Here is an 18,983-nt window from a genome sequence, read left to right on the forward strand (position 1 = left end):
AGCATGTGCTACAAGCCTGCCACCACTGCCCGAATCAGGGCGGTCAGCCGTGGCTCGGCGGCCCCGGCGGCGGCGAAAATATCGGCCAGCACCACGGGCTTGAGGTGGCCGGGCGCGCACAGGTCGGTGATGACGGACACGGCCAGCACCGGCAGGCCCAGGTGGCGCGCGGCAATAACCTCCGGCACGGTGCTCATGCCCACGGCATCGGCCCCGATGGTGCGCAGGTAGCGGTATTCGGCGGGGGTTTCGAGCATGGGGCCGGGCACGCTGGCGTACACGCCGCGCCGGGTGGTGGCGGTTTGGCCCAGGGCTTCGGCGGCGGCTTCGGCGCGGCGGAGCAGGTCGGCGTCGTAGGGCGCAAACATGTCGGGGAAGCGCGGGCCCAGCTCGTCCAGGTTGGCGCCGATGAGCGGGTTGCCGGGCTGCAGGTTGATGTGGTCGTCAATCAGCATCAGGTCGGCGATGTTGAAATCGGGATTGAGGCCGCCGGCCGCGTTGCTCACCAGCAGCCGGCTGATGCCCAGCAGCTTGAGCACGCGCACGGGCATGGCCACCTGCTGCATGGTGTAGCCCTCGTAGTAGTGGAAGCGGCCCTGCAGCACGGCCACCTGGCGGCCACCCATGCGGCCTAGCAGCAGCCGGCCGGCGTGGCTCTCCACGGTGCTCAGCGGGAAATGGGGAATGTCGGCGTAGTTGATTTCGTATTCGACGTCGACCTCGCGGGCCAGGGCGCCCAGGCCGGTGCCGAGGATAATGCCCGTTTCGGGCCGGAAGTTCTGAGAATTGGCCTGAATGAAGGCGGCGGCTTCCTTGAGTTGGTTCAGCATGGCGCGAATGTAGCCTGCCTACGGGAATGCCCGCTCTTCCATGAGCCGCAAGCCTACCCAATACGTTGGTATTTGGCCACGAAGAACGAAATCCATATTATTTTTTCGATAATAGTTGACTTATCCCGCGAACTGTATATATTATAAATTTACTGTGATTTTTGTAAAATTTATTTTCCCCAAACGTTTCTGACAATAGAAATAATAAAAAATTAAATCTATATGAAAAAACTTTCAATAATCTAACCCTCAAGTTATTATATTGATAGCAAAACGTTATCGGCGGTAAGTTGATTCGCTTCTACATTTAGCGGCAGCAACTTAACCAACCGTTTATGCGCAAACCATTTACCAACTATCTAAAGCTCGTACTCCTGGCACTGGCCCTGGGCACGGGTTTCACCTCACAGGCTCAGGTTACCTACAGCCAGGTGCCGCTCACTGCGGGCAGCTTCAATGCCGACGTGATTGCCGACGGCACGGCAGCCATAACGCCTGCTTCGGTGCCCACCACTGGTACCAATCAGAACGTGGACGGCGGCGGCTGGTATTTCATCTCACAGGACTACAACACGAATACGGCCTCCCATGCCTCAGGCATTCCTAACAGCGGCATTATTCCCAACTCAGTGGCCGGTTATTCGGCCTTGACCTACCAGCTGGCGCCCTTCACCGGCAACAACTCGCTGCGCATTCCGGCCACTGGCAACACCCAGGTGGCCGGCTCGGGCACCGTCACGTTTGCCACGCCCCAGGCCGCGACCGAGGTGTACGTGCTGGCCAGCAGCGGCTCGGCCATTTCAACCGTGACGATGACGGTGAACTACAGCGACGGCTCCACGACGGCCTTCGCCGGGCAGACAGTGCCGGACTGGTACACCGTCGATGCTTCGGTGAACGTTTTCGGGATGTCGGCCCGCGCCAACAGCACGGCGGCGGTGAGCCCCACCGCCGCCACGAACACCGCCCCCTTCTTCAACCAGGTGAAGCTGACCATTCCCGCCGATAAGGTGACCCAGCCCATCGCCAGCATCACATTCAATAAAGCGGCGGCCGGCTTCCTGCACATTTTCGGCGTGAGCGTGGGCGCGAAGCCAACGTGTACGGCCGCTCCCGCCAGCCAGGCACAGGCTACTACCACCAGCGGCGGCAGCACGGCCCTGACCACGGCTTGTTCCTCCACCAGCATCTACCTGTCGCTCACGGGGATGCCCAACTCGGCGGGGTACACCTACCAGTGGCAGTCCTCGCCCGACAATAACACCTGGACCAACATCAGCGGGGCTACCAGCAGCACCTACACGGCCACTGGCCAAACGGCGGCTACTTACTACCGCAGCCTGGTGTATTGCCTCTACGATTCCGGTAGCGGAGCCACTCCCGTTGCCTCGGGCGCGGTGCAGGTAGGGCAGAATGCGGCCGTGAACTGCCCATGTATTCCAAACCGTACCAACACGAGCACCAGCTATACCAACGTAACGGCGGTGTCGCTGCCCGGCGATGGTGGGGTGACCCTCAGCAACGCGCCGGGCACCATCACCAGCGCTTCGGCCGGCTATGTGTCGAACAGCTACGCCGTGTACCCGGCCAGCACGACCACGACCACGCTTGTCCCCGGCTCCACCTACACGCTGTCGGTGTCAGTGCCGAGCTTTACCCGCGCTTCGGCCTGGATTGACTACGACCAGAGCGGGACCTACAGCGCCAACGAGTTTTATATTCTGAAAACGTCGGGCAATGCCGTGTATGCTTCTTCGGCTACGACTCTGACGGTTAGCATTCCGGTGCCGGCCACGGCCACGGCCGGCCAGACCCGGCTGCGCATTCGCACGGAATACTATTCCAATACGGTGACGAATACCTACACCGGCGGCTGTGGCAACACTGCCTACGGGCAGTCGATGGACTACTATCTCACGATGGCTACCCTGACCGCCTGCGCAGGCACGCCGCCGGCCATCACGCTGGCTTCGTCGAATGCGGGCCCGGTGTGCGGTGGCACGGCCTTCACGCTCACGGCCAGCGGGCCGGCCGCCGGCACCACCGGCCTGAGCTACCAGTTTCAGAGCAGCCCCGCCGGGGCCGGCACGTTCACCAACCTGGGCAGTGCCCAAACCACGCCTACCTACACGATAAGCAGCCAGACGGCCGCTACCGACTATCAGGTGGTGGTGACCTGCACCAACAGCAGCCTGAGCACCACCTCGAACGTGACCTCCATATCGCAGAACCCGTTCTATAACTGCTACTGCACCATTGCCGTGCCGAGCGGCGGTGCCAACGAGTACATCACCAGCTTTGGCCTGCCGGGCACCAACGGCTTTACCAGCACGTCGAACCCTACCCCGGTGCCGGGCACGCCGAACGGCAACAGCACCGGCTACTCGGACTACACCACCAACTCGGCCCTGACCACCACGCTCTACCAGGGCGCTACGTACCTGGGCGGCATCGCCCTGACGGTGCGCTCCAACGCGGCCAACTCGGCGGGCGGCATGTGGATTGACTACAACCACAGCGGCACCTTCGATGCCTCGGAATACATTGCCATTGGCGGGTCGAGCCAGACGTCCAGCATTGTTTCCTTCAACAGCGACCTGACGATTCCCGCCTCGGCCCTCACCGGCGTCACGCGGGTGCGGGTGCGCTGGCGCAACGGCAGCATTGCCACCACCGATGCCTGCGTGACGGGCTCGGGCAACTGGTTCGGCGAAGCCGAGGACTACCTCATCACCATTGCCGCGCCCACCACCTGCTCGGCCCCGCCGGCATCGGTGACGGCCGCCACGTCGGTGAGCAGCGCCTGCGCCAATGGCAGCTTCACGCTGAGCGCCGTGGGCATTCCGACCACCCTGGGCGGCTACACCTACCAGTGGCAGAGCAGCCCGGCCGGCGCCGGCACCTTCGCCAACATCAGCGGCGCCACTACCCAGACCTATGTGGTGAGCGGCCAGACGGTGGCCACCGACTACCAGCTCATCGTGGGCTGCCAGTACGGCGGCACGCCCGTGAAGTCTAACGTGGTGAGCGTGGGCCAGAACGCCTTCGACCAGTGCTACTGCGCGCCGGCCTACACCAACGGCTGCGGCGGCTACGGCCAGATTGCCAACGTGCAGCTGAACACGCTGAACTACAGCTCGGGCTGCGCGGCCTCGCCCTACTACACGGTAGTGCCGGCCGGCACGGCCACCACCACCGTGAACGGCGGCAGCAGCTACACGCTGCGCATCACCAACGCCGGCACGGCCTCGACGTTTGGGGTGTGGATTGACTACAACCAGAACGGCACGTTTGAGTCGACGGAGTTTGTGTACGGTGCCACCGGCTCGACCAGCGGCGTGGGCACTACCATCACCATCCCGACGACGGCCCTGGGCGGCGCTACCCGCATGCGCGTGCGCACCGACTCGTACACAGCCTTCACGTCGGCCTCGAACCCCTGCAACACGCTCAACTACGGCGAAGCCGAAGACTACACCATTACCATTGTAGCCCCCACGGTTTGCAGCGGTACGCCCGCCACCACGGCCTCGGCCAGCACGGCCAGCGCCTGCGCTGGCAGCTCGTTCACGCTGTCGGCCACCAACCCCGGCAACGCCACGGGCCTCACCTACCAGTGGCAGAGCAGCCCGGCCGGCGCCGGCACCTTTGCCGACATCAGCGGCGCCACGGCCCTGACCTACACCGTGGCCAGCCAGACGGCTGCCACCGACTACCAGGTGGTGGTGACCTGCACAGCCAGCAGCCAGTCGGTTACGTCCAACGTGGTGAGCGTCGGCCAGAACTCGTTCCTGAACTGCTACTGCCTGCCGACCTATACCAACACCACCAGCAGCGGCGACGGCATTGCCCGCGTAGTGCTCGGCCCCCTGAGCAACGCCACCGGCTACAACGCGCCGTATAGCAACTACACCACGGCCCAGACCGGAGCCACGCCCACCCTGCAAATCCCCGACCTGACGCCGGGCACCAACGCCAGCGCAGCCGTTACCTTCGGCTCGGACGGCAACCAGTGGGGCGCGGTCTGGATTGACTTCAACCAGAACGGCGTGTTTGGCGATGTGGCCAATGAATACGTGGCCGCCACGTCGCAAACCGGCAGCGGCGGTACCTACACCTTCACGCTGCCCGTGCCCCTGACGGCCATTGCCGGCCAGACCCGGATGCGCGTGCGCGGCGGCGAGGACAGCAGCAGCCCCAGCCAGAGCCAGGCCTGCGGGGCCAGCAGCTCCAGCTACGGCGAAGGCGAAGACTACCTCGTTAACATCCTGGCCACGGTGGCCTGCACCGGCACGCCGGCGGCTACCACGGCCACGGCTTCGGCCAGCACGGTCTGCCAGAGCACCTCGCTCACGCTCAACGCTACCGGCATTACGGCAGGCACCACGGGCCTGACCTACCAGTGGCAGAGCAGCCCAGCCGGCGCCGGCACCTTTGCCGACATCAGCGGGGCCACCACCAACCCCTACACGCTGACCGGGCAAGCCACCGCCACCGACTACCGCCTGCAGGTGACCTGCACCGCCAGCGCCCAGACCACCCCGTCGAGCGTGGTAGCCGTGGGCCAGAACGCCTTCGATACCTGCTACGGCACGCCCACGGGCGGCGTCTGCACCAACGAGTACATCCGCAGCGTCACGCTGAACACGCTGAGCAACATCGGCACCGGCACGGCCGGCACCGGCTGCACCGGCAACGGCTACAACGACTACACCGCTAACTCGGCCCTGACCACTACGCTGAACAAAGGCACGGCTTACACCATCAGCCTGAACCTGCGCATCAACTCCAACCCGGCCGGCGCCGGCATCTGGATTGACTACGACCACAGCGGCACCTTCGACGCCAGCGAGTACGTTTCGGTGTACAGCAACACGGCCGCGGCTTCCAACCTCGACGTGTCGGGCTCGGTGAGCTTCACCGTCCCGGCCTCGGCCCTCACCGGCGCTACCCGCCTGCGGGTGCGCTCGGCCAACAGCTCGGTGCCCATCAGCGCCACCACGGCCACGCCGCCCAACCCGTACTACGGCGAAATCGAGGATTACCTGGTGACCATTGCGGCTCCGCTGCCGGTGCAGCTCATCAGCTTCACGGCGGCGGCCCAGGACAATGCCGTGCGCCTGGCCTGGGCCACGGCCTCGGAAAAAAACAGCGAGCGGTTCGACGTCGAGCGCAGCCTCGATGGCAAAACCTTCGAGCGCATTGGCACGGTGGCCGCCCAGGGCAGTTCCACCCACCGCGTCGACTACGAGTTCTTCGATGCCAAAGCCCTCGGCAAGGCCGCCATGCGCTACTACCGCCTGCGCCAGGTCGACCTCGACGGCTCGGCTGAATACTCGCCCGTGCGCAGCGTGCAGGCCGGTGGCCTCAGCCACCTGGAGCTGTACCCCAACCCGGCCCACCGCGACCTGTCCGTGACCGGTGCTGCTGCCGGCGCGGCCGTGGAAGTCTTCGACGCCCTCGGCCGCACCGTGCTGACGGCCCCGGCCAATGCCGACGGCCAGGCCCGCCTGGTGCTGCCCGCCGGGCTGCCCAGCGGGGTGTACCTCGTGCGCAGCGGCACCGACGTGCGTCGCCTCACGGTGGAATAATCTTTCCGCCGCGTGCCTCTAAGGCCCGGCCGCTCCCTGTGGGGCGGCCGGGCTTTTTGTTTAACGAGGTATCTTTGATTTTTACAGCACCCGCGATGAAGCCTAATTCGCTCGAAGAATTCTACACCAAGCTCGTGCCGTCGGCCCGGAACGCGCCCGACGCCCTGCTGCCAGCGGACGTGCAGCGCGAAATCGGGCACTTCAACGTCTTCAACGTGGCCGACCTGATGGCCACCAAGCACCAGCGCCCGCCCATGACGTTCGACCGCCGGGCCTTCTGCAAAATCAGCCTGATGCGCGGGCGCTGCCGGGTCGAGAACGGCGACCAGGTGGTGGACATTGACGGCAACGGCCTGTGGTTTGCCACCTCCCGGGTGCCCTACCGCTGGCTGCCGCAGGACCAGGACCAGACCGGCTATTTCTGCATTTTCACCGATGAGTTTCTGCTGCCCGCCAAGAGCGGCGTGGTGCTCGATGAGCTGCCGATTTTCCAGCCGGGCGCCCAGCCGGTACTGGAAATAGCGGATGCCGACTATGCGGCCATCGAAGGCATCTTCCTGCGCATGACGCAGGAAATCAATTCGACGTATGCCTACAAGTACGACCTGCTGCGCACTTTCCTGCTGGAGCTGATTCACTACGGGCAGAAGCTGCAGCCAGCGTCGGCCCAGGCGCCCGTGCCCAATGCCTCGGCCCGCGTCACGGCCCAGTTTGCTGAGCTGCTGGAACGGCAGTTTCCGCTCGATACGCCCCAGCAACAGCTGCGCCTGCGCACCGCCAGGGACTACGCCGACCAGCTGGCCGTGCACGTCAACCACCTCAACCGGGTGCTGAAGGAAACCACCGGCCGCACCACCACCGCCCTCATCGGCAGCCGGGTGGCGCAGGAAGCCAAAATCCTGCTCAAGCAAACCAACTGGAACGTCTCGGAAATTGCCAACAGCCTCGGCTTTGCCGATGCGGCCCACTTCTGCAACTTCTTCAAGCGGCAGACCGGCCTGGTGCCGGGGGCGCTGCGGGAGCAGGCCACTGTTTGAATTCTTCAGTAGATGGTTTGACCGGCGCAATACCGGCAGCGGAGGCGCACCAGACCTTTGTGCTGTTCTTATTCATCCACACAAAGACCACTCACATGCGTGTTTTCGTCACCGGCGCCACGGGCTTTATCGGCTCGGCCGTTGTTTCAGAATTACTCGAGGCCGGCCACCAGGTGCTCGGCCTGGCCCGCACCGACGAGGGTGCCCAGCGCCTGGCCGCCGCCGGGGCCGAGGTGCAGCGCGGCTCGCTCGAAGACCTCGACAGCCTGCGCAGCGGCGCGGCCGGGGCCGACGGCGTCGCCCACCTGGCCTTTATTCACGACTTTTCGCAGTACCAGGCTGCGGCCGCGGCCGACCAGCGCGCCATCGAGGCAATGGGCAGCGTGCTGGCCGGCTCCAACCGCCCGCTGGTCGTCACGTCGGGCCTGGCCGGCTTTGCGCCGGGCCGCCTGGCGACCGAAGAGGACGTGCCCGGCCACTTCGCCCGCGTGTCGGAGCAGGCGGCGCTGGCGCTGGTGCCGCAGGGTGTGCGCGCCATGGTGGCCCGGCTGGCCGCCTCGGTGCACGACGCCAATGACCACGGCTTTGTGCCCTACCTCATCCAGCTGGCTCGCCAGAAGGGCGAGGCGGCTTACATCGGCGACGGGCAGAACCACTGGCCGGCCGTGCACCGGCGCGATGCGGCCCGCCTGTTTCGGCTGGCGCTGGAGCGGGGCGAGGCCGGCGCCCGCTACCACGGCGTGGGCGACCAGGGCATTGCCTTCCGCGACCTGGCCACCGTTATCGGCCGGCACCTGAATGTGCCGGTGGTGTCGAAATCGGCCGAAGAAGCCGAAGCGCACTTTGGCTGGATGGCCCGCTTTGCCGGCCTCGACATGCAGGCATCGAGCGCGCTCACGCAGCAGTGGCTGGACTGGCAGCCCACCCACCCCGGCCTGCTGGCCGACCTGGAGCACGGCGACTACTTCAGCAAATAACCACTTGCTGAAAAGCCAAAAAAGCCCCGGCAGTGCCGGGGCTTTTTGGTGGCCGGTCCGACGGCGCAGCCGTCCGACCGGTTGAAGTATGCACGTTCTGTATAGACTAAGCACGTTCTGGAGAGGCAACGACAACCGGTCGGACGGCTGCGCCGTCGGACCGGGGCGGCTTACTGAATGTCCAGCGTGTAGGGCAGGCGGGCCTGCACGCCGCGCATCTGCAGCAGCAGCTGATACTGGGCGTAGGCGGGATAGAGCGGGCCGAGCTCCGCTTTGATGGCGCGGGTTTTGGCTTCGTCGTCATCGCCCACGAAGCGGGCCATCAGGCTCTCCAGCGACGAGCGTTGGCGCGGGAGGCGCTGCACGCGGTAGTCGTCGGCCTTGAGGTGGGCGCGCTGGGCGGCGATTTTCAGGGCGTCTTCGTAGTCGCCGAGGATGTCCACCAGGCCGTTGTTTTTGGCTTCGAGGCCGCTCCAGACGCGGCCCGAGGCCAGGCGGCGCAGGCGCTCCACGGGCATGCGGCGGCCGATGGCGGCTTTGCTGGTGAAGTCGGCGTAGATGTTATCGACTTCGTGCTGCAGGGTCTTTTTCTCAAAATCCGAGAGCGGGCGGGTGATGGTGGGCAGGTCGGAGAACTTGCCGGTGGTCACGCGGTCCACGGTGATGCCGAGCTTGTCGGCGAGCAGCGGCTGGATGTTGGGCAGCACGCCAAACACGCCGATGGAGCCCGTAATGGTGTTCGGATGGGCCACAATGGTGTCGCAGGCCATGGCAATGTAGTAGCCGCCGGAGGCCGCCACGTCGCTCATGCTGGCGATGATGGGCTTCACTTTGCTGGTCAGCAGCACTTCGCGGTAGATGATATCCGAGGCCAGCGACGAGCCGCCGGGCGAGTTGATGCGCAGCACCACGGCCTTCACTTTGTCGTCGAGGCGGGCCTTGCGGATGGCTTCGGCAAACTTGGTGCTGCCGATGTTGTCGTCGGAGCCCTTGCCGGTCACGATGTCGCCTTCGGCATACACCACGGCAATGCGGTTGCCGCTGGTATTGCCTTCTTTTTCGTCGGCTTTGTCGCCTTCGGTGTAGTCGCTGAGGCTCACTAGGCTCGGTTTTTTGTCTTTAGCCAGGCCCAGCTTGCCGCGCAGGTAGTCCTCCACTTCATCGAAGTAGCCGAGCTTGGTCACCAGGTTCAGGCGCAGGGCGTCGGGGGCGTTGTGCACCAGCATGGAGTCCGAAATCACCTTGAGGCGGGCCGGCTCGATGCGGCGCGACTCGGCCACACGGCCAATCATGTAGCCGTTGATGGAATTGAGGAACGACACGGTCTGGTAGCGGGCCGAATCGGAGAAGTTCTCGCGGAAAAACGGCTCCACGGCGCTCTTGAACGAGCCCACCCGGAAGATGTAGGGCTCGATGCCGGCCTTGGCAAACAGCCGCTTGTAGAACATTACCTCCGAGCTCAGGCCGTTGAACTCCAGCGTGCCCTGCGGATGCAGGTAAATTTCATTGGCCACCGACGACAGGTAGAAGCTCTTTTCGGAGCACACCTCGTGGTAGGCCACAATGAACTTGCCCGACTTCTTGAAGTCCAGCAGCGCGTCGCGCACCTCTTCCAGCGAGGCCATGCCGCCCTGCACCAGCCCCAGGTTCAGCAAAATGCCCTTGATTTCGCTGTCGCCCTTGGCCCGGCCAATGGCTTCTTTCAGCTCCACCAGGCCCGTGCTGCCGCTGTTGCCGCCGAAGGCCCCGAAGCGCCCGTCGCGCCCGCGCTCATTCAGCGGCTCGTTGAGCTTGAGCTCCAGCACCGAGTTGGCGGCGGTTTCCTTCTTGGTGTCGCTGCTCACGGCCGCCCCGATGATGCCGGCCACCACCAAAAATCCAATAAACCCAAACACGAACAGGCCCACGATGGTGGCCAGCACGAATTTCAAAAACTGACGCATAAAAACGAATGAGGTAAGACGGAGTAAATGTAGGCGGCGCGGGCCGTTTGACCGTACGAACACTGTTCCCGCCCTCGGGAACAGTCTTCCCGGGCTTTCGAACACTATCCCCGAGGTCGGGAACACTATCCCCGAGGTCGGGAACACTGTTCCCGAGGGCGGGAACACTCTTCCCGAGGCCGGGAAGACCGTTCTCAAGGCAGGGAACAGTGTTCCCGATGGCGGGAAGAGTGTTCGAAACGCCGGGAAGACTGTTCCCGAGGGCGGGAACAGTGTTCGAAGCGGCGGGACCGGTGTTTGCAGGGCCGCGCCCACTGTTCGACATGCCGGGCAGGGGGTTCGAGCGGGCTTAGTAGCCGTACTTCTCGCCCCACCAGCCGCGCAGGCGCTCCTGGATTTTGGCCTCGCTGGGGTTGAGGCCGGGCGCGTAGAAGCGGGTGCCGCTCAGGGCGTCGGGCAGGAACTCCTGCTCCTCGAAATTGCCCTCGCCGTTGTGCGAGTAGGCGTATTCTTTGCCGTAGCCGAGCTGCTTCATCAGGCGCGTGGGGGCGTTGCGCAGGGGCACCGGCACGGGGTGCACGCCGTGGGCCTTCACCTCGGCCTGGGCGGCCCGAATGGCCAGGTAGGCCGCGTTGCTTTTCACCGACGTGGCCAGGTAAATGACGGTTTGGGCGAGTATCAAATCGGACTCGGGCAGGCCGATGACGGTGCAGGCCTGGAAGCAGCTCGTGGCCAGCATCAGGGCGTTGGGGTTGGCGTTGCCGATGTCTTCGGAGGCCAGGATGAGCATGCGGCGGGCAATGAACTTCACGTCCTCGCCGCCTTCGAGCATCACGGCCAGGTAGTAGAGGGCGGCGTTGGGGTCGGAGCCGCGGATAGACTTGATAAAGGCCGAAATCACGTCGTAGTGCATCTCGCCGCCCTTGTCGTAGCGGGCCAGCGGGCGCTGGGCTACCTGCTGCACCACGGCATCGGTGATGTCGACGACGCCTTTTTTGTCGGGCGGCGTGCTCTGCACCACAATTTCCAGGAGGTTGAGCAGCTTGCGGGCGTCGCCGCCGCTCAGGGCCAGCAGGGCGTGGTCTTCTTTCAGCCGGACCTTTTTCTGCTGCATGGCGGCGTCTTCGGTCAGGGCTTTTTGCACCAGCCCGCGCAGGGTGTCGGCGCTCAGCGCCTCCAGCACATACACCTGGCAGCGCGAGAGCAGGGCCGGGATGACTTCGAAGGACGGGTTCTCCGTCGTGGCCCCAATGAGCGTCACGGTGCCGTGCTCCACCGCGCCCAGCAGGGCATCCTGCTGCGCCTTGCTGAAGCGGTGGATTTCGTCAATAAACAGGACGGTGCCGCGCTGCCGCTTCGCCTTTTCGATGACGTCGCGCACGTCTTTCACGCCGGCGTTGATGGCGCTCAAGGCCGAAAACGGCTGCTTTAGCTCCGAAGCCAGCAGGTGGGCCAGGGTGGTTTTGCCCACGCCGGGCGGCCCCCACAGAATGAGGCTGGGCAGCCGGCCGGCGTTCAAATAGCGGCGCAGTACGCCGGCCTCGCCCACGAGGTGCTGCTGGCCGGCGTAGTCGGCCAGGCGGCGGGGGCGCTGGCGCTCGGCCAGCGGGGCATCGGGGCCGGGCGCGGGCGGCGGGGTGAAGGCGGCGGGTTCGTCGTCGGGGAAGAGTTTCATTGTAGCGCATGCTTTAGCTTGCGCCACCGGCAACAAGCACCGCAAAGTTCGGGTTAAAGGCCGACGCTTTCGATTACCACCCAACGGCGCAAGCTAAAGCATGCGCTACACGCTATGTCCAACCAATTCCGCGTCCACGCGGCCCTTCTCGTCGTCACCATCATCTACGCGGCCAACTACAGCCTGTCGAAAGATGTGATGCCCACCTACCTGCACCCGTTCGGCATCGTCACGCTGCGCATCATCGGGGCCATTCTGTTCTTTGCCATCATCAAATTCTTCGTGGCCCGCGAGGATAAAATCACCGGCCGGGCCGACAACCTGCGCTCCATTGCCTGCGGCATTCTCGGCATCGGGCTCAACCAATTGCTGTTTTTTTCGGGCCTGAACCTGACCGCGCCCATCAGCGCCTCGCTGCTGCAAACGGTGGCCCCCATTGTGGTAGTCATTGCCTCGGCGGTATTGCTGAGCGAGCGCATCACGCTGCCCCGGGCGCTGGGCATTGCCGTGGGCGCGGTGGGCGCGGCCACGCTCATTCTGGGGCGCAACGCCCAAACGGCGGCGGTGTACCCGCAGGGCACGCTGGGCAATATTTTCATCCTGCTCAATGCCACGGTGTTTGGCATTTACCTGGTCATCGTCACGCCGCTCATGCGCAAGTACCACCCGTTCACGGTGCTGGGGCGGGTGTTTCTGGTGGGCGGCTTCATTGCCATTCCCTTCGGCTGGCGCGAGGCTTTGGAGGCCAACTACGCCAGCTTTCCGCCCTACATCTGGGCCGAGGTCGGGTTCATGATTTTCTTTCTCACCATTCTCTCCTACCTGCTCAACAACTGGGCGCTGAAATACGCCTCCCCCGCCCTGCTGGGCGTCTACATCTACCTGCAGCCCGTGCTGGCCGTGCTCATCGCCGTGGGCCTGGGCAAAGACCACCTCACCTGGGGCAAGGCCGGGCAGGCGGCGCTCATCTTCCTGGGCGTGTGGCTGGTGAGCCAGAAGCCGAAAGCGACTACGGTGCCGGCCGTGGCGGCGGAGGCAGTGCAGGATTAGTTATCCTGATTAATCAGGTTCACCACCAGCTTCACCATCGTGTCCTTGTCCTCCGGCTTGCTTTCGGCAATGAGCAGCGTGAGGGCCACCAGGGCATTATCGGCCAGCCGGCGCGAGCCGTCGGAGTGGTACAGGCACTTATTCCGGTCCAGAAACCACACGAACAGGAACGCCGCAATCCGCTTGTTACCATCCGAAAACGAGTGGTTTTTCACCACGAAATACAGCAGGTTGGCCGCCTTTTCCTCCACGCTCGGGTACAGGTCCTCCCCACCAAAGCTCTGGTAGATGGACCGCACCGAGCTTTGGAATGAAGCATCCTTCTCCCGCCCAAACAAGGCACTGCCGCCGAACTGCGTGCGCAGGCTGTCCACTGCTTCCAGCCCCGCCTCATAGGTCAGCTCAAACGGCTCGTCGGTCGCCGTGCCGCGCACCCGCAGACGCTGGTGGTCATACTGGTCGAGCACGTCGAGGGCGCGGGCATAGTCGCCCAGCACCCGCAGCAGTGCGTCTGATTGGTCAGAAGTCAACTCCTGATTCGCGGCCACTTCGCCCTGTAGCTGCACCAGCCGCTTAAGGTCGGCCAGTTGGCGGGCGCTTTCGCGCAGGCGCTTCTCATTTAGCACGAAGCCCTGCACGAGGTATTGCCGCAGGATATTGGTAGCCCACTGGCGGAAATGGGTGCCGCGTAACGACTTTACTCGGTATCCGACAGAAATAATGACATCAAGATTGTAATACTTGGTGCGGTACTTCTTGCCGTCTGCGGCAGTTAGTAAGGAATCCTTACTAACTGAAATCTCATCTAATTCACCCTCCTTAAACACGTTACGCAAGTGAATAGTAACGTTAGGTCTAGAAACGTCGAATAGCTCCGCCATCTGTGCCTGCGTCAGCCAGACGGTTTCATGGTCCAACTGCACCTCAAGTTGCGTTTGCCCATCGGGTGCTTGGTAGAGAAGGATATTATCGGCAGAAGTCATTTTCAAACGGGCAGTTGCGGAATCAAGGTAACAGATTTAAAACCACTGAACGCAACGAGGCCCGGCTGAATCAGCCGGGCCTCGTTGTCTTCAATCAAAAGAAATTCTACAAGTGAATCACCTCACCGTAAGCCGCAGCAGCGGCTTCCATAATGGCTTCCGACATAGTGGGGTGCGGGTGCACGGCCTTGATGATTTCGTGGCCGGTGGTTTCCAGCTTGCGGGCCACCACTACTTCGGCAATCATCTCGGTCACGTTCATGCCAATCATGTGGGCACCGAGCCACTCGCCGTATTTCTTGTCGAAAATGACTTTCACGAAGCCGTCTTTGGCGCCGGCGGCGCTGGCTTTGCCCGAGGCTGAGAACGGGAACTTGCCCACCAGCACGTCGTAGCCTTTTTCCTTGGCTTCGGCTTCGGTCATGCCCACGCTGGCGATTTCGGGCGAGGCGTAGGTGCAGCCGGGGATGTTCTGGTAGTTGAGCGGCTCGGGGTGATGGCCGGCAATTTTCTCGACGCAGATGATGCCTTCGGCCGAGGCCACGTGGGCCAGCGCGGGGCCGGGCACGATGTCGCCGATGGCGTAGATGCCGGGCACGTTGGTCTGGTAGAAGTCGTCCACAATCACGCGGCCGCGCTCCACTTTGATGCCCAGCTCCTCGATGCCGATGTTTTCGAGGTTGGTGGTCACGCCCACGGCGCTCAGCACCACGTCGCACTCAATCACCTGCTCGCCTTTGGCGGTTTTGATGGTCACTTTGCAGCCTTCGCCGGCGGTGTCCACCTTGGTTACTTCAGCGCTGGTGAGCACGTTCACGCCGATTTTGCGGAACGACTTCTCCATCTGGCGCGATACTTCCTCGTCCTCCACCGGCACGATGCGGGGCAGGTACTCCACCACCGTCACCTCGGAGCCCATGGTGCGGTAGAAGTAGGCAAACTCGACGCCGATGGCGCCCGAGCCCACCACCACGAGGCGCTTGGGCAGCTGCTCCATGCTCATGGCCTTGCGGTAGCCGATGATTTTCTTGTTGTCAACCGGCATCGTCGGCAGCTCGCGCGAGCGGGCCCCGGTGGCCAGAATGATGGATTTGGCTTCCACCGTTTCCTTGCTGCCGTCGGCTTTGGTCACTTCTACCTTGCCGGGGGCCACCACTTTGCCGGTGCCCATCACGGCCTCAATCTTGTTCTTTTTGAACAGGAAGTTGATGCCCTTGCTCATGCCGTCGGCCACACCGCGGCTGCGCTTGATGACCGCGCCGAAGTCGTAGCCCACGCCGCTGGCCGTAAGGCCGTATTCGGACGCGTGGTTGAGGTATTCAAAAACCTGGGCGCTTTTGAGCAGCGCTTTGGTCGGAATACAGCCCCAGTTGAGGCAGATGCCGCCCAGCGACTCGCGCTCGATAACCCCCACTTTCAAGCCCAGTTGCGAGGCCCGGATAGCGGCCACGTACCCGCCGGGGCCACTGCCGACCACGACCAAATCAAATTGCAATGCCATAAAATTCTGCGAAAGAAAAAAAGTACACCGGGCCCGGCTGGGGGACCCACCCAATTGTGGCCGCAAAGATAGCCGCAGCCCCGTACCGCGCCGCACCTGCCTGCGCAACCGTTTGAACCCTGTTAACAAAGAATTGGCAGAAGTTGTGTCAGCAGCCAAATTCAGTTTCTCACCGTATAAGCCTCCGGTTACGGCGCAGCTTGCCGTGGCTTCCTCATTTCTGCATTCCATGAAATTACATTTTCGCTTTCCTGTGGCCGCCCTCGGGCTGCTTGCTTTCCTCACCAATTGCGCCACCACGGTTACTGAAAAGGAGAAACCGACCAATTCGAGCCAGCTCCTGACCATGCCGGAGGCCTCCGGCGCCCGCCGCCCCGACTCGACCGGGGCCGCCACCACTGCTCCCGATGCCCGCACCACCGGCGAGGCCAACGGCATCTCGGCCACGCCCGCCACGGCCGTGGCCGCCGACGCGGCCACCGCGTCGGCCGCGGGTGCTACCGGCTCCGAAGAAATCCTTTCGGCCTCGGCCGCTTCGGCCGAGCGCGAAAAGGAGAAAAAAATGACGACGCTCGACTACCGCAACATGCTGGCCAACGCCGACGCCATTTTGAAAGTGGACCCCAAAAGCTCGAAAGCCTACCTGCAGCGCGCCAAGGCCAAGAGCTATCTGAAAAATTATGCCGAAGCCCTGCCCGACTACGCCGCCGCTATCCGCTACCAGCGCGACAACCCCGACGCCTACTACAACCGGGGCGTAAACCGCCTGATGATGAAGCAGTACAAGGCAGCCGTCACCGATTTTTCGGGCGCCATCAAGTACCGTCCCGAGGACAAGGAGTCGTACTTCGGCCGGGGCGTGGCCAAGATGCAGAGCTACCAGTACAAGTCGGCCGTGCTTGATTTCAGCAAAGCCATTGCGCTCGATTCGACTTACGCCGATGCCTGGGAATATCGCGGCATCAGCTATTCGTCGTTCGACAAGCTCTCCGAAGCCCGCCGCGACCTAGAACATGCCGCCAAGCTCAACCCCGAAGCGGCCAAAAGCCTGAAGCGCTACGTGGGCACCGACGAAGGCCACGCCCCGATTAAAACCCCGGTGACGCGCACCACGGGCGGCTACCACCCCCGCCCCGGTGCCCACTAGGCATCGGCTTCAGCTGATGAATAACTGAACGTCATGCCTCGGCTCTGCCCGGCATGACGTTCTTGTTTGCAAGCCCAGCGGCTACTTCCCGCCAAACAGCAGCTTGAAGTAGAAGCTGGGCTTGCGCAGCTGCTCGCGCAGGTCCAAATCCATGAACATCATGGAGAGCGTGGCGGCCAGCGTGGGGTTGCGGGCGGCGCGGTTGGCCACGATGTTGAACAGGCTGGGGAAGTTGAGCAGCCGCTGCATGACGGTGCTGATGCGCAGCTCCTGGCCCAGGCGGTTGTAGACGGCCTTGTCGTAGTTCTTCAGGAATGCGGGGCTGAAATCCTGCTGTTTCACGGCCTCGGCGGCCCAGGTGGCGGCGTGCCGCCCGCTCACCATGGCGTGCGAAATGCCCTCGCCCGAAAACGGGTCGATGAGCGAGCCGGCATCGCCGAGCAGGAAATAGCCCGGTCCAGACAACGCGCGGCGCTTCGAGCCCAGCGGCAGGCCGAAACCTTTTACGGAGCCCAGCCGCGTGGCGCCGGCAAAGCGCGGGGCCAGCGTGGGGTGCGTGGTCAGAATCTCGTCGAGGCGCTGGCGCAGGTTGATTTTTTTGTCCGAAACGGTTTTGGAGAGCATGCCCACGCCCACGTTGGCCTGACCGTTGGGCAGCGGGAACACCCAGAGGTAGCCGGGCAGGAAGTCCTTGATGAAATGCAGCTCGATAAAATTATCGGGGCTGAGGCCGGCCACGCCGTCGTAATAGGTGCGCAGGCCGGCGCAGTGGTGGTCGGGTTCCAGGGCGTGGCCGGCCACTTTGCGGGCGAACTCGGATTGTGCGCCGTTGGCAACCAGCAGCAGGCGGCAGGTGGCAATTTCCTCACCGGCTTTGTCGAACAGCTGCCAGCCGGCGGGCGTGCGCTCGGTGCGGGCCACGTCCACGTTTTCGCGGAAGTCAATTTCGGGGCGTTGGCGCACTTCCTCCACCAGGAAATTATCGAAGTCAATGCGCTTGGCGACGTGGCCGGCAGTGGCATCCTGGGCTTTGTCGAATTTCGGCTTGAACGGGATGCTGAGCTTGCGGCCGTTGGGCGCAATGAAATCGATGCCCCAGCTCGGAATCTGGATGGGCGCGGCGGCCAGCCTGGCGTGCAGGCCGGGCTCGATGCGCTTCAACTCGTTGATGACCTTGCCGCTGAGGGCGTCGCCGCAGGTTTTGTCGCGCGGGAAGGCGGCGCGGTCCAGCAGCAGGCAGGGCTGGCCGGCGTTGGCGAGGTGCAGGGCGGCGGTGGCCCCGCCGGGGCCCGCGCCCAGAATGCAGATGTCGTAATGGGGCATAATGTGGCGCGAAGTTAGGCCGATGTAGCGCGGACTTTGCAGTCCGCGTCTCCGCGCCACCTCACTAGTCAGCAAGCGGCGCGGGGACGCGGACTACAAAGTCCGCGCTACTTACCTTCGCCCCATGACCAACACACTCACCGGAAAAGTGGCCCTCGTGACGGGCGCTTCCAAAGGAATTGGCCGCGCCATAGCGGCGCATTTCGCCCAGCTCGGCGCCGATGTCGCCTTCACGTATTTATCTTCCGTCGAGAAGGGCCAGGCCCTGGAAACCGAGCTTTCGGCCGCCGGCACCAAGGTAAAAGGCTACCGCTCCGACGCCTCCGACTACGCCCAGGCCGAAAAGCTGGTGGAAGACGTCGTGGCCGATTTCGGCAAGCTCGACATCCTCGTCAACAACGCCGGCATCACGCAGGATGGCCTGCTCATGCGCATGAGCGAGCAGCAGTGGGACCAGGTGCTCAACGTCAACCTCAAGTCGGTGTTCAACCTCACCAAAGCCGCCACCAAGCCCATGATGCGCGCCAAAGCCGGCTCCATCATCAACATGACCAGCGTGGTGGGCATCAAGGGCAACGCCGGGCAGGCCAACTACGCGGCCAGCAAGGCCGGCATCATCGGCTTCACCAAGTCGGTGGCCCTGGAGCTGGGCTCGCGCAACATCCGCTGCAACGCCGTGGCCCCCGGCTTCATCGAAACCGAAATGACCGATGCCCTCGACCCCAAGCAGGTCGACGAGTGGCGCAAGGCCATTCCGCTCAAGCGCGGCGGCCGACCCGAAGACGTGGCCAAGGCCACGGCCTTTCTGGCGTCGGATGATTCGGCCTACATCACCGGCCAGGTGCTGCAGGTGGATGGCGGGATGCTGACGTAGGGAGAAGGTGCCTTCCAATCAAAAGGACACCGCGCTAGTATTGCACGGTGTC

Annotated in this window: 12 protein-coding genes; 6 read left to right on the plus strand and 6 right to left on the minus strand. The window is 63.6% G+C overall.

Features of this window, described 5'->3' with window-relative positions; translation table 11 throughout:
• Positions 1-8 precede the first annotated feature (8 nt).
• Positions 9-830, minus strand: coding sequence for a purine-nucleoside phosphorylase (locus tag ACYVHT_RS00830; RefSeq protein ID WP_460546962.1), 822 nt, complete (start codon positions 828-830; stop codon positions 9-11).
• Positions 831-1,165: 335 nt separating this feature from the next.
• Between ACYVHT_RS00830 and ACYVHT_RS00835 the strand changes: the two genes are divergently transcribed.
• The 3 genes from ACYVHT_RS00835 to ACYVHT_RS00845 all read left to right on the plus strand — a co-directional run bounded on the left by ACYVHT_RS00835 (position 1,166) and on the right by ACYVHT_RS00845 (position 8,435).
• Complete coding sequence (locus tag ACYVHT_RS00835) at positions 1,166-6,421, plus strand: GEVED domain-containing protein (RefSeq protein ID WP_460546964.1); 5,256 nt, start codon at positions 1,166-1,168, stop codon at positions 6,419-6,421.
• Between the two features lie 95 nt (positions 6,422-6,516).
• Positions 6,517-7,458, plus strand: coding sequence for a helix-turn-helix domain-containing protein (locus ACYVHT_RS00840; RefSeq protein WP_460546966.1), 942 nt, complete (start codon positions 6,517-6,519; stop codon positions 7,456-7,458).
• A 95-nt stretch (positions 7,459-7,553) separates the two neighbouring features.
• Positions 7,554-8,435, plus strand: a complete 882-nt coding sequence (locus ACYVHT_RS00845) for an SDR family oxidoreductase (RefSeq protein ID WP_460546968.1) — start codon at positions 7,554-7,556, stop codon at positions 8,433-8,435.
• A gap of 170 nt (positions 8,436-8,605) precedes the next feature.
• Here ACYVHT_RS00845 and sppA read toward each other — a convergent pair whose 3' ends face one another.
• The gene (gene sppA, locus ACYVHT_RS00850) at positions 8,606-10,378 is read right to left on the minus strand and encodes a SppA family protein (RefSeq protein WP_460546970.1); all 1,773 of its coding nucleotides are present in this window, start codon (positions 10,376-10,378) and stop codon (positions 8,606-8,608) included.
• Between the two features lie 349 nt (positions 10,379-10,727).
• A complete protein-coding gene (locus ACYVHT_RS00855; RefSeq protein ID WP_460546972.1) occupies positions 10,728-12,053 on the minus strand; it encodes a replication-associated recombination protein A in 1,326 nt (441 codons plus the stop codon).
• A 114-nt stretch (positions 12,054-12,167) separates the two neighbouring features.
• On the opposite strand from ACYVHT_RS00855, the gene ACYVHT_RS00860 reads away from it, so the two are divergent.
• Positions 12,168-13,103: a DMT family transporter gene (locus ACYVHT_RS00860; protein ID WP_460546974.1), complete on the plus strand. Its 936-nt coding sequence runs from the start codon at positions 12,168-12,170 to the stop codon at positions 13,101-13,103.
• Here the strand turns inward: ACYVHT_RS00860 and rhuM are convergent.
• The gene (gene rhuM, locus ACYVHT_RS00865; protein ID WP_460548051.1) at positions 13,100-13,930 is read right to left on the minus strand and encodes a RhuM family protein; all 831 of its coding nucleotides are present in this window, start codon (positions 13,928-13,930) and stop codon (positions 13,100-13,102) included. The genes ACYVHT_RS00860 and rhuM overlap by 4 nt on opposite strands.
• A 262-nt stretch (positions 13,931-14,192) precedes the next feature.
• Positions 14,193-15,587: a dihydrolipoyl dehydrogenase gene (gene lpdA, locus ACYVHT_RS00870; RefSeq protein WP_460546976.1), complete on the minus strand. Its 1,395-nt coding sequence runs from the start codon at positions 15,585-15,587 to the stop codon at positions 14,193-14,195.
• A 229-nt stretch (positions 15,588-15,816) separates the two neighbouring features.
• Between lpdA and ACYVHT_RS00875 the strand changes: the two genes are divergently transcribed.
• Complete coding sequence (locus ACYVHT_RS00875; protein WP_460546978.1) at positions 15,817-16,734, plus strand: tetratricopeptide repeat protein; 918 nt, start codon at positions 15,817-15,819, stop codon at positions 16,732-16,734.
• A gap of 81 nt (positions 16,735-16,815) precedes the next feature.
• Here the strand turns inward: ACYVHT_RS00875 and ACYVHT_RS00880 are convergent, their stop codons facing one another.
• Positions 16,816-18,057, minus strand: a complete 1,242-nt coding sequence (locus ACYVHT_RS00880; protein WP_460546980.1) for an NAD(P)/FAD-dependent oxidoreductase — start codon at positions 18,055-18,057, stop codon at positions 16,816-16,818.
• Between the two features lie 124 nt (positions 18,058-18,181).
• Here ACYVHT_RS00880 and fabG point away from each other — a divergent pair, with 124 nt between their 5' ends.
• Entirely contained in the window at positions 18,182-18,931 is a 750-nt protein-coding gene (gene fabG / locus ACYVHT_RS00885; RefSeq protein WP_460546982.1) for a beta-ketoacyl-ACP reductase, read from the plus strand.
• Positions 18,932-18,983: the final 52 nt, after the last annotated feature.

Source organism: Hymenobacter daeguensis (assembly GCF_054780555.1).